The sequence below is a fragment of the Microbulbifer maximicatervae (SeqCode) genome (genome assembly GCF_052467385.1).
Genome location: NZ_CP174311.1, coordinates 1,125,422 through 1,137,581, shown reverse-complemented (window position 1 = coordinate 1,137,581; position 12,160 = coordinate 1,125,422). Strand labels below are relative to the sequence as shown.

At 46.2% G+C, this 12,160-nt stretch carries 9 protein-coding genes; all 9 read right to left on the bottom strand.

What is annotated here, in order from left to right; all coding sequences use genetic code 11:
- Positions 1-3: 3 nt before the first annotated feature.
- Positions 4-801 (bottom strand): outer membrane lipoprotein-sorting protein, encoded by a 798-nt coding sequence (locus tag ACJJIR_RS04955; protein WP_152454483.1) that lies wholly within the window; start codon positions 799-801, stop codon positions 4-6.
- Positions 791-3,136, bottom strand: a complete 2,346-nt coding sequence (locus tag ACJJIR_RS04950) for an efflux RND transporter permease subunit (RefSeq protein WP_152454484.1) — start codon at positions 3,134-3,136, stop codon at positions 791-793. The genes ACJJIR_RS04955 and ACJJIR_RS04950 overlap by 11 nt, the downstream gene beginning before the upstream one ends.
- Positions 3,133-4,200: a flavin-containing monooxygenase gene (locus ACJJIR_RS04945; RefSeq protein ID WP_152454485.1), complete on the bottom strand. Its 1,068-nt coding sequence runs from the start codon at positions 4,198-4,200 to the stop codon at positions 3,133-3,135. Before ACJJIR_RS04945 ends, ACJJIR_RS04950 begins: the two co-directional genes overlap by 4 nt.
- A complete protein-coding gene (locus tag ACJJIR_RS04940) occupies positions 4,200-4,472 on the bottom strand; it encodes an acyl carrier protein (protein WP_216646255.1) in 273 nt (90 codons plus the stop codon). Before ACJJIR_RS04940 ends, ACJJIR_RS04945 begins: the two co-directional genes overlap by 1 nt.
- A gap of 21 nt (positions 4,473-4,493) precedes the next feature.
- Positions 4,494-6,203 (bottom strand): fatty acyl-AMP ligase, encoded by a 1,710-nt coding sequence (locus tag ACJJIR_RS04935; RefSeq protein WP_152454486.1) that lies wholly within the window; start codon positions 6,201-6,203, stop codon positions 4,494-4,496.
- 12 nt (positions 6,204-6,215) lie between these two features.
- Entirely contained in the window at positions 6,216-7,397 is a 1,182-nt protein-coding gene (locus tag ACJJIR_RS04930; protein WP_152454487.1) for a cysteine desulfurase family protein, read from the bottom strand.
- Positions 7,394-7,774 (bottom strand): iron-sulfur cluster assembly scaffold protein, encoded by a 381-nt coding sequence (locus ACJJIR_RS04925; RefSeq protein ID WP_152454488.1) that lies wholly within the window; start codon positions 7,772-7,774, stop codon positions 7,394-7,396. Before ACJJIR_RS04925 ends, ACJJIR_RS04930 begins: the two co-directional genes overlap by 4 nt.
- A gap of 28 nt (positions 7,775-7,802) precedes the next feature.
- Positions 7,803-8,990, bottom strand: a complete 1,188-nt coding sequence (locus ACJJIR_RS04920; protein ID WP_152454489.1) for a LuxE/PaaK family acyltransferase — start codon at positions 8,988-8,990, stop codon at positions 7,803-7,805.
- A gap of 2,398 nt (positions 8,991-11,388) precedes the next feature.
- Positions 11,389-12,006 carry a cation efflux transmembrane domain-containing protein gene (locus tag ACJJIR_RS04915; RefSeq protein WP_253868658.1) on the bottom strand — a complete coding sequence of 206 codons (618 nt, stop codon included), beginning with the start codon at positions 12,004-12,006 and terminating at the stop codon, positions 11,389-11,391.
- Between the last annotated feature and the right edge of the window lie 154 nt (positions 12,007-12,160).

Here is a 12,160-nt window from a genome sequence, read left to right as displayed (position 1 = left end):
CCCTTAATCCCGGAGTGTATTGCGATGGAAATTCGCAACTGAGAGACCGGTACCAAACTCGATGCGGCTATAGCTTAAGATCGTTACGTTTCCACTCTGCTGATTATGCATAACCACCTCCATGGGCCTCCAATAACGATCGTCGTAGAGGCGAAAATCCCTTGCGGAAAAAGTCTTGAGCAGCGTTTCCTTACGGTCGAAATAGTCTATACGGAAGATACGTCGAGCACTCTGATCAACCCAGACCCGCTGCCGGCTATATGCAGAGTGAGAGTCTTCTGGCACTCGGTCAATTACGTCACAAACCAGGGCACCATCTTCGCATGATTCCTCTCTCACGTAGGTATAGCGGAAATCGTCGACCGCCTTATCAGACAAGTCCTCGAACGAAAACTCACTACCGACGAACGCACCACTCTTATTGCGAGATGAGATCCTCTTAATACGGGAATAGGCAGGCAAATATAACCACTGCTTATCGGTATCCTCTAACTGCGGATGCGTTAGAAGCGCCGTGCCCCGGATATCGGCAGGAAAATTGAAGCGGATTAACGATTTGTCTCCACCCTCGTGACTCTCAAGTGAGCTGATCTGCAGTTCACGTCGAGTTTCATCTCCGGCCCTGTTGCGTAGAATCATCGTCAATTCGGCAACACTGTCGCCGTAACCAAGATCACGGTTATCCACTGCCACTGCGACCTCCCGCCCCTTTCTAACATCGCTAGCAGCGCCTTGAACCGGCAAACCGATTAGGCCACAAAGTATTGTCACTGGAAGGAGGAGACGGTAATCAGTTCGCATTATTTAGTTCCTTGTCGGTACGAAATTGCAGGTTCGACGTACGTGTCCTGCGCATAAAGGTTAGAACCAAGGCCGGTAGTAATATCAAGTCAAACACCAATGCCAACACAATAGACATCCCCGTGAGCATACCCATCTGGGCATTTTTCTCGAACGCCGAGGTCGACAATAGAAGGAAGCCTATCACTAGCAGCATTGAGCTAATCACGATCCCACCCATAGTCTTACTAATGGTTTCGCTTACGCTATCTTCAGGACTGAGCCCCCGCTTTAGACCGTTGACATACTGATAGAGGAAGTGAACTGTATCATCGACGATTATGCCGATCGCCATTGCCGACACCCCAGCCAGCCCCATTGAGATTTGACCATTAACGAGATACCAAAATCCAAATGCTGCCGCGACTGGAAGCAGGTTTGGAACCAAGCTCAATAGACCAATATCGAGTGAGCGGAATACCAGCATCAACGTCAATGAAATCACCACAAACGCTAGCGAGGCACCTTCAAGGAGACTTACAATATTTGATTGACCAATGTGGGAAAAAATCACTGCGGGACTGCTGTGATAGATATCAATGGAGCGAGGTTGGTTTTGCAATAACCACTCTTCGACCCGTTTTTCAAAAGCAATTAAGCCCACCGAGCTTAGATTCTTTAATCGTGCAGTCAGTTTCACCGAGGATTTATTCAAATTCACCTGATGGGTCACATCACGACCAAACGGCAACGACATCTCGTATAGCAGGAACTGCTGTGCAGCGGTAATTGTATCGCCAGGTAACCGGTAAGAGTCCTCATCACCACCATTCATCAAACGGTTAAGATCCTTGATTCGGTGCAGGGGGCTTGCAGTTGTAAAAACTTCTGGCTGCTCATGTAGCCAGTCATCGAATGTATCAAGAAACTGTAAAAACTCTGGCTGAAACATACCGTTCTGCTCTGGTACCGAGAGCGAGTAATCGATTGTATAAATACCAGAAAAGTGGCGATCGATACGTTCAGAATCAGCACGGAAGGGCTGCGACTCATCAAAATAGCGGATTAAATCATCGTTTAATTGATTCAATGGACTGAGTGCAGCGACGCATAGGGACAAAGGTAGCATTAGCCACAATATCCGCTGGCGGTAAGCGATAACCCAGCCTGACAACAAAGCCATGCGATTAATCAGTCGGTTGGCACCTGTTTCCCGCGTTGAAAAACGAATACGCAGCAGAAGCTGTGGTAGAACCGTCAACGACAAAAGTAGCGAGAAGAGCACACCTAAGGCAACTATATTGCCAAGATCTCGAAACGGCGGTGAGTCACTGAAATTCATCGCCAGAAAACCGATAATAGTAGTGACATGGCTCACCGCAATCGGCTTGAGATTGCGCCGGTAGGATTGCAAGACTGCTTCTTCACGAGAAACACCACTGCGTATCTGGCGCTGAATATAGCTGAGGATGTGGATGGCCGACGCTACTATCACCGTGAACATGATGATTGGAGCCGATACTGATGGCGCAGACAATTGAATACCGAGCCAACCAGCTAGACCCAAAGACCCTAGCAGTGCCAACACTACTACCGTCAAAATAGCGCCACCTGCAGCAGGTGATCCGAGAATTAGAGCAGCGCTGACCAGCACAAAAAGGATCATCAACGGTATCAGCGTGATGAAGTCTTTTTTTGCCGCCTGGAAAAAGGCACCGTTCATCTCCACCACACCGGTGACAAAAAAACGATGATCCGGATATTCCATCTTGAATGACTTAATCAATTCATCGACAGCACCGGTAACGGCTAGCACTTCGGCCTTATGGTCTAACCCTGGCAACCGAATGGTCGCATTGATCGCGGTAAATCGTCCGTTCTTACTAACCAAATTGCCAACCAAGTCCCTCTCACTACTAGCGGCAGTTTCAATAAAGGCGATCCTTTGCGGCGTCAATTCGTCAAGCTCGTAGACGAACTCCTCAATCAAAATATCATCGTCTTCAGCAGAGCTATAGGGGAAGTTCGTTAGCGAATCTACTCGAGAGACATGGGCCGTCCGCCACAACGCGCGTGTCATTTCATGTATAAGGCTCAGAGTACGCTGGTTGTAGATGTTGTCATCCACCGGTTCAATCATGATGAACACGTTATCAGTCGTGCTATAAGTATCTTGCATCTGCTCCAAGCGCAGTAGGTCACGATCGTTATCATCGAAGAAAACGCGATAATCACTGGCCAGCCCCATCCGTTTTAGGCCAACAGCCGACATCAATGTGAGCAACAGCACCAGCGCTAATAGCCACTTACTGGCGCCAGAGCGAATGATCCAATCGGTCTTTATATTTTTGTTCAAGGTATTTCTTTCCTTTCGGATAAAAAGGCTCGCAGCGGCACCATTACTCGCTCTACATCCTTCTCAACCCCCATTACCAGCTCCGACGCTCGACAACTAAGCCATTTACGTCCCACTAAGAAAAGCCCAGGCTCTGGAGTCCTTCCATAGTTTTCAATGAAGCCCCTCTCATCGACACAGTGCGGCAACTTTAGCCAGCTCGTTCGGTCGCAATAGCCTGTTGCCCAAATCACTGTATCTATGTCATGCCAACCGACGGAGTCGAAACGGATTTGACGGCCAGAGCACTCCAAAGCACGGCCAACAATCTTTACGCCTTTAGCCTTCAGCCGTCTATTGTTGTATTCACCACAGGGGACAGGGTTACGCTTTTTTAATATCTTCGCGATGAGGCTGTTCTTATCGGCGGAAAGGATACGCAAGCGATCAAGCCACCAAAAAATATCACGTCCGAACAAACGGTTGGGAGGCAGGCCACGTGGGGAACCCGTGGCCAAAAACACATTGCAACGTCCCGCTAGCCGGTCCACGATCTGACGCCCAGTAGCACCATCCCCAATAACGGCAACAGTGTGGCCATCAGAAATGACATCGGTTGAGGCGAGACTACCGTCTAGTTGCTGCACCTCTCCAGCAAGTTGGGAACTTATCGCCGGCACCTGGGGTATCTGATTAGCACCAGTTGCATTGACGATACTGGTGGCGAGCAGAGACGTGCCGTCGGCAAGGTCGACCTGAAAACTGCCGTTCGAAAGGCGATCGAGACCAACAACTTCACAGCCTTCTCGAACCTGAAGATCAAAGTGGCCTGCATAGCTGACCAAATAATCAGCTATTTCTACTGTAGTCGGGAAGCCCTCAGGATCGCCCGGAAAGGCTAGTCCTGGCAGGGCACAGAATTGACGTGAAGTGAATAGCTTCATACCTTCGAGCCGGTTACGCCAAACGTCGCCAATACTATCCCGTTCAAGCAGAAGGTAGTTGAGATCAGCCTGCTGCAGCATTCGTGCGGTGTGAAGACCGAACTGGCCTCCACCGATAACTATGCAATCAAGTCGCGACATCAACTGCGCTCCAAAGCTGTTCTTGAAAAATTCTTTTCGAGATGTGCCACAAGAGCGTTAATCGTTGGGTAGTCGAAGGCTAGCGTCGGATCGATGTCAACAGAGAGGTGGTCCTCCACCATAGTCGATAGCTGGACATGGTCTGCCGAGTCTAGACCTAGACTTGAGAAAGAGGTGTCACTGTGCTTATCAATCGAAAATTCTGGTGTCTTAGCAGCGATAAAATCTGTGATCTGTTCCACCAGGTTTTTCATTCTAAATTCATTCGTCATCTTATATTTCCTATCAACGGTTCATGCGAGCTGCGCCTCTTCGGCTGCAATCAGATCCCTGCAGGCAGTCCTACGAACTTTGCCGCTGGTGGTTTTCGGAATACCGCCAGGCTTGACCAGCAAAAGCTGGTCGAGGGCGACATCATGTGCCAACATCACTGCCTCACGCAGCTCCTGTCGGAGTTCATCGTGGTTTCGGTTAAGAAAGGCGTGGCGGCGAATCTCAACAATGGCTGCCAGTCGGTTTTGGCCATTGCTATCCACAGTGAAAACCGAGGCTCCGTTATTGCCTGCCGCATCAGGATGGTCACTACAGGTACGTTCAATATCGTATGGATAAAGGTTGCGGCCGCGCAGGATTAACATTTCCTTAATCCGCCCGGTGATATACAACTTATTGTCACGGACGAAGCCCATGTCCCCGGTTTTGAGGTAATAATGACCGTCGCAGGGCGATATACGAGCACCGAATTGCTGCTTACTAATCTCAAGGTTGTTAAGATAACCTTGTGCTATTGAGGCACCACTAATCCATATCTCACCAATACAACCCTCATCTGCTAGCCGGCCACTCTCCGGATCAACAACCTTCAAAATCATCCTTGGCGTGATACGACCGCAGCTAACCACTTGACGCCCCTCACCAGTAGATTGCAGTCGACCAGAGTCAAATGCTGCGGGATCGAAAGCCAGGGTTTCAATGCCTACGCCTTTCGGTCCTCCAGAGACAAACAAAGTGGTTTCAGCCATGCCGTAGCAGGGAAAGAAAGCAGTAGAGGAAAAACCGTAAGGCTGGAAACGTTCAGCAAATATCCTCATAGTGTCGGCGCTGACAGGCTCAGAGCCATTCAAAGCCACCTTCCAGCAACTCAGGTCTAATCCCGATAAGTCCTCTCGCTCACCTATGAACTTGATGCAGTGCTCATAGCCAAAATTAGGTGCAGCAGAGCTATGAATTCGATAGTGAGATATCAATTCTAACCACCGGCGTGGACGCTGAACGAACTTCATCGGTGGCATGAAGACGTAGGTACCACCAAGGAACAATGGCTGCAGCATATGGCCTATCAGTCCCATATCGTGGAACTGTGGCAGCCAGCCGCCAGCAATTACACCTTCGCGGTGGCCACACGCCTGCTGGATAGCCAATTGGTTATCGATAATGTTGGCGTGACTTACCATCACACCTTTGGGTAGATCAGTAGAGCCTGAGGTGTACTGAACAAACGCCAACTCATCTGGAGCCGGAAGAGGTAACTCTACATCTTTAGCAGCACCAACCTGCTGCTCATCAATCCAGGCCTGGTCGCCCAAATTAATCGCCGGTAATTCTGCTAATTGCTCAAATAGCTGTTCACGAGTCTCAGCGGTCGTCAGAATGGCTTTGGTCTTTGCATCACCAAGAATACGAACAGTGCGCTCTAATTGCTGAGCATTGCGACTCAGGTTCAGGGGTACAGCAATGACGCCAGCCGCGAGGCAGGCGAGGAAGTTGACCACAAAATCAAGACCAGCAGGGAAAAGCAGAGCAAGCGGCTGGCCTCTATATCCGCGCTCGACTAACAGTCGGGCCCGTTCCAGTACCTGCTGATTCAGTTCACCGTAACTCAGCGATAGAGCACTATCAGGCCCATGAGGCTGGAATACGCAGGCGGTACGGCTAGGCTCATTAACCACGTGTCGGGCGAACTGATCCATGAAGCGCTGAGCTGGAAAAATCTTATCCGTCATGAGCCCAACTCCTCACCCTTTAAAGCTCATGCTTTTGAGCTGTGCCACGCACCGCTGCAATGAATCAACAAAACGATCTATATCATCAAGGCTGGTAAAGCGGCCGAAGCTAATCCTGATCGCACTTTGTATTTCTTCATCACTTAGCCCCATTCCTTGTAATACAGGCGATAGTTGACGGGTCTTGTTGTTACTGCATGCAGAGCCAATCGACACCACAATCCCATCTTTCTTTTCCATTAACAGAGCAAGCGCCTCACCCCGAATGCCTGGAATCGATAGGTTTAAGGTATTGGAAATCGCCCCCTCATAATGACTAGCACCATTGATATGTGTTTCGATAGAGGATTTGCCAAGCTGTTCGATCAAGTGCTGTTTGCACTTCAGACAGTGATGATCCCAGTACTCAAGCTCCCTGCGACATTCGTCAGCAGCCTCACCGAGTCCGGCGATAGCGACCAAATTCTCGGTACCAGAGCGCATTGCCATCTCTTGTCCACCACCATGAATCAAGGGAGATATGCGATCTATATTCTGGATATATAGGCCGCCAATACCCTTGGGACCATAGAATTTGTGTGCGGAAAAAGAAACAAAATCAGCACCTAATGCCTCGACATCAAGAGGCCGCTTACCTACTGCTTGCACTGCGTCGACATGGAACGGAATGCCTCGGGAGCGGGTCAGCCTTGCCACCTGATCCACAGGTTGAATAACGCCGGTTTCATTGTTCGCATACATCATGGAAATCAATCTGGTGTCAGGCCGGATAGCTTCAGCGACAGCCTCAAAACTGACGGCGCCACTCGGTCCCGGCTTCAAGCAGGTGACTTCGAATCCGAATTGGTGGGCGCAGTATCGGATAGTTTCTAGAACTGAAGGGTGCTCAATCGCCGTGGTTAGGATATGGCCGGCCCTACCCAGGTCGTTCATCAGGCTTCCTTTAATAGCCCAGTTATTGGCTTCAGAACCGCCGGAGGTAAAGAAAACTTTTTCCGGCGCGGTACCCAGTAGGCTAGCGACATGGGTCTTTGCTCGCTGGATTAGCTCACGATTACTGGTCGAAGGAAGCGTACGCCCCGATGGATTAGCAAAGAGCCGAAGCGCAGAGGACATAGCCGTAGCTACAGCCTCCGACACCGGGGTTGTGGCGTTGTAGTCGAAGTAACCCTCAATCGAGTGAGCATTTGTCATGGCATCACCTCCCGACAATCTTTGCCAACTAAGCTCAGCAACCTATGATGAAGCTGCTGCAAAATCTCAACACAATGGTGTTGTGATGGCTCTAGTTCACCAAGCATGCCTTCTATTTCGCTACTTGTTCTCCCGGCAAGCTGTTCCGGTGCCAACCCCTCAAGCGAGGCACAGAAAATGTTGGCCGTCGCCACCGAAGTAGCGCAGCCCCAAGCTCTAAAGCGAGCACTGTCAATCAGTCCATTGGTGATGTTGATCTGAACGCGAATCCGATCTCCACATACTGGATTGCCAATTTCATATTCGTAATTGGGTTCGTTGATATCACCGACATGAGCCGGGTCGGAAAAGTTGTCAATGATGATGTCGTTGTACATGTTGTAGCTCCATCTTGGACAGCTGTAATTAGGCGACGACTGGACAACTGCCGCTAGCAGCCTGCTCTGCGTCCAAATCTTCAAGCCGCTTATCTAAATTAACCGCACAGCAACCAAATTCTTTTGACTCAGGTAGGCGCATTACATACTGCATGCGTTGACCACTTCTTCCCGAACGACTCGCTTCAGGCAACAGTCGCACCAAGTCCTCAGTAAGCATGAAACCAGGCGTCGAACGTGCGAGAGGGTCAAGAATTGCCAATTGGCCGGTCTGGCCCGGTTCGACCTCTCGATCTAGTTGTTTGGGGTCTCTTACCGAGAAATGAACGAAGGGGGAGACATGCTTGATTCCATACTCATCGTCAATAGCAATGACATTGGATTCAACCAAGGCGTAGATGTCACGGATCTGGCTCTCTTCAACGCCCAAGTACTCGATACATTCACTGTTGAATTCTGCACGTGACAACATCTGGCCTGAGAAGCGCTTCCACCCCCCAAGAGTGATGATGTAACTACTCTTATCGAGTTTAATTCGGGTGTTGGTAGCTTTGAGGTAGCTGATAAAACGATTGATCAGGAATGGAGGACCAATCAAATGGCGACTGAATTTATCATTCCAATCCTCAAGCTGTTCTAAGGCCTCTTCGGGCTTAAAAGATTCTTGCCGAACCATGAATCTATGAGTGTCCAGCAGACCTGCGAGCATATTGAGGGCCTTGATCATGCCCATTTCAGGAATTTCCTCGGTTGAGGGGCAAAGATAAAGGCCGGCACCTTTGGAGATCTTTAGGAATTCGCGATACATCGAGTAAATCCCCAGCACCGCATTGTCAACGGTGTCCGCGCAGCGGCGCGAAACGCTGGGAATACCAGAGGTACCTGTGCTTCGCATTTCTAGCTCTACATCACGTAGGCTGACTGAAAGTAACTTATGGCTATCGTTTGATTTAAAAAGCTCAATGGGAATCAGAGGTATTTTGATCAGGTCAGCTGGAGTTGAGATCATATCCGGTGTCACTCCTTTGCTATCGCAAGCGGAGCGGAAAAAAGCATTGTTCTCATAGTGATAAGCGAATGCCTCATGGATCAAGCCTGTCTTGAAATCCAGTAAGTTATCCTCTGTCATCGAATAGAGTTCCGCCACAGATGACAGTGCCACCTTTAAAGGGTCTAACCCGTTTTCCTTGAGTATGTTTTGTAACTGTATCGACATTTCAATCTCCATTTTTAAAGTCAAATAAGACACGGCCTCAATCGTCTATGCGGAGGCATTTAGGCTATTTTTTTACTGTTTTAATCAAGCTGATATATATCAAAAAACTTAACAAAAACCTCAAAGCTTGAATTAAGAATGGTTTAAACATCAGAGAATTTAGAACTCGACTGAAAGACCCATCCGGGAATCATGCCGGGTAAACCTGCCGGGTAAATCTGCCGGGTAAATCTGCCGGGTAAATCTGCCGGGTAAATCTTTGACCACCATCAAGAGTCTCTACTTATCGATTCTATTTATTATTTTCCGAGAGAAATATTAAACACATTAGAAATTTTAACAATCACTTCAAAGTAATTTTCTTTATTTTTTTATTTTTCTTGCCGCGTAGTATGGTTTTTTTTGCTACATGACCAGCCCCTCTCACTTACACCCACTTACAATCTTACCCCTTCAAATTACCTCTAAAAATTAGCCAGAACAATCGGTCCGCCAATCACATAAAAATCATCTTGCGATCATGAACTCACAACAAAACGAACAGGCTTTATACATATTTTTTTTACTATTGAAGCTTGCACTCACACCTGAACTCCGACTCCCAACGGGAAACCCAAGAAAGCACCTTGCCGCCAATTACAGCAAATTACAGCTTATATTTTGGTAACATATTGTGACCAGCCAATTAACAAATATAAACTATTTGATGACAAGCTTAATAGAATTAATTCAATCTTAGGGGTAGAGTAAATTCGCACAAATATTCAAGCTTACATTGTCGTTTTTCCTCAATCTTTAATCTCCCTGCTATTTTTCAGCAGAAAATTCGTATTTTTAAGTAAAGATTGATACATCACATTCATATAAACCACACCACAATTAACAACACGCCCCGCAACACCAAGTAATTTATTGGATATTTTTTTATTACAACGATCTACTTTAAGGAGAATAGTACCAAGTAAGGCGCAACTGTACTTCCACCTCCTTTTCTTTTACCTACACCAACTAAACGCCATTAATTCTCATGACTAAAATAGAAAACTCAGTCTCATTTATGACAACCATCCATAATAATCTATTTATTACTCTTTATTTTTTAACTATCAATAAAAAATTATCCACATTATCTTTGCGAGATTCCCTATTGCACAATTAAAACCACAGAAACAATGGCCATTTTCAACACACAAAAAACCAGAATACCGCTTTAGACATCCCTCAGAAATACCCAATCGTGCTTACACATTTTATTACCATGGGAAAATATCTATTCAGCAGGCACTTTAGAAGCATCCACCAAACTAAAAATGCTGAAAGCTGAGCACCAGGGATAGATTTACCTACATCCGCCGATGAACTGAAAAACATTATCTTTGCCGGCCAGCTTAAAGAAGCACTACAAAATCGGCTTCAATTATAAAGCGCATACCAAACCTCGTAGATGTGGCTGAAGATAAGATCTGATTTCTAGCTAACTTTAGGAGTACTTTGCAAAATGAGAGAGCATACGGCACACGCAATCTACGTAACATTTTCTTATTTCATCTAGCAATGGCGATATTTAGTATCAAAAGAAACAGAACACCTTCCTAGTACCTCCGAGCCACCTCCCAATTAAGCCCCATACTTCACCCTAACTTAGTGTTAAATTATTAAACTCAACTTTCCCACCAAAAGTATCCACTAGACCGGAAGTTATGAAGAGTATAAATTTTTACAGGCACAGAACCACACACTTAATTGAAAATCGTTATCATTACCAATATTACCTATAGAATATGAGCGACAGAGAACTTTCTGAAACATCTAACTCGATGAAACAGCTGCTCGACAATTATTTGCCATACGGCTTTAAGACTGAAGAGATATAGATCAAATCACCGATCTAAAGCATTGCACCATACTTTGCCATGAAGCTCACCTAGTAGACATTAATGTCGCGGCTCAATATTCTTTTCAACAGAAGGTACGTATCAATTTTTAGTTACAGTCGGCTAAAAATTTAGAGCTATAAAAAAAACACTTGAGGACTTCTTAGGCTTTTATGCCCCAATGAAAGATATTCAACACCTAACAATACTTCGACTAGATCCTTTGGAGGCTGTAAGGGAATATTCGGCAGCATATAATAATAAAATTTCTGCCTAGACCATCTAGGTCAAAGGTGAAAAAAGTGCGTCATGTCATAACGCATTAAAATGGATGCACAAAACTGCTCTATGAGAGAAAAGCACTCATAAGTTCGCCAACTCAAACCTTAAGGGATCATTGCATCTTTTGCTCTCAGAAATTAGTGACAAGCATCTTCAGGTAAGACTCCCATTGATCTACAAACTATTTTAGACAAGCCACTAAGAAGTTGATATTACTCATACTATTAAAACCTTAAGGTCACTTAGGATATTTTGGCTTTTCGAGTGGACTCCCTCGCCTCTTTAAGAATCAAAAAACCACCTCGAGTGACAACAGCCGAAATTATTAAGCCTATAGCAAGATCAGGAAAACGACTATCGATTACCGCCACTAGTAGTCCTGACACAATCACTCCTAAATTTGCGACAACATCATTGGCTGAAAAAATCCAAGCGGCTCTCATATGTACACCCCCTTCCCTATACTTTGATATTATTAGGAGGCAAACAACATTTGCTAACAAGGCAGAGGCCCCTATTGATATCATTAGTATACTTTCTGGCTCGCTTCCAAAAAGTGATCTCCTACAAACCTCATACAACACCCACAATCCCAATATAATTTGAATTATTCCACTGACATTAGCTGCCTTAGCTTGATATATAACCCCTCTACCTACAACAAATAAAGAGATCCCATACACAGCAGCATCAGCCAACATATCTAGAGAGTCAGCAATCAGTCCTGTTGACTGAGCAAACCATCCAAGAATTAATTCAAACACAAACATAATTGCGTTGATCACTAGCAGCACCATTAAAGTGCTTCTCTCTAATTTATCTGCTTGCTCTACACCGCAACCACATTCAGACATATTCATGCCCTCTCTAAACAGAACTCCACTTAGGGATATTTATGTTTTAAACATCAACAATTACTTACTTCAAATTCTCTCTCGAGGCTAGATCCTGTCTTTCTTTAAAAATTCAGATCATATTTATTAGTCAACCTCATGAGAAGTCAAATTACAATTC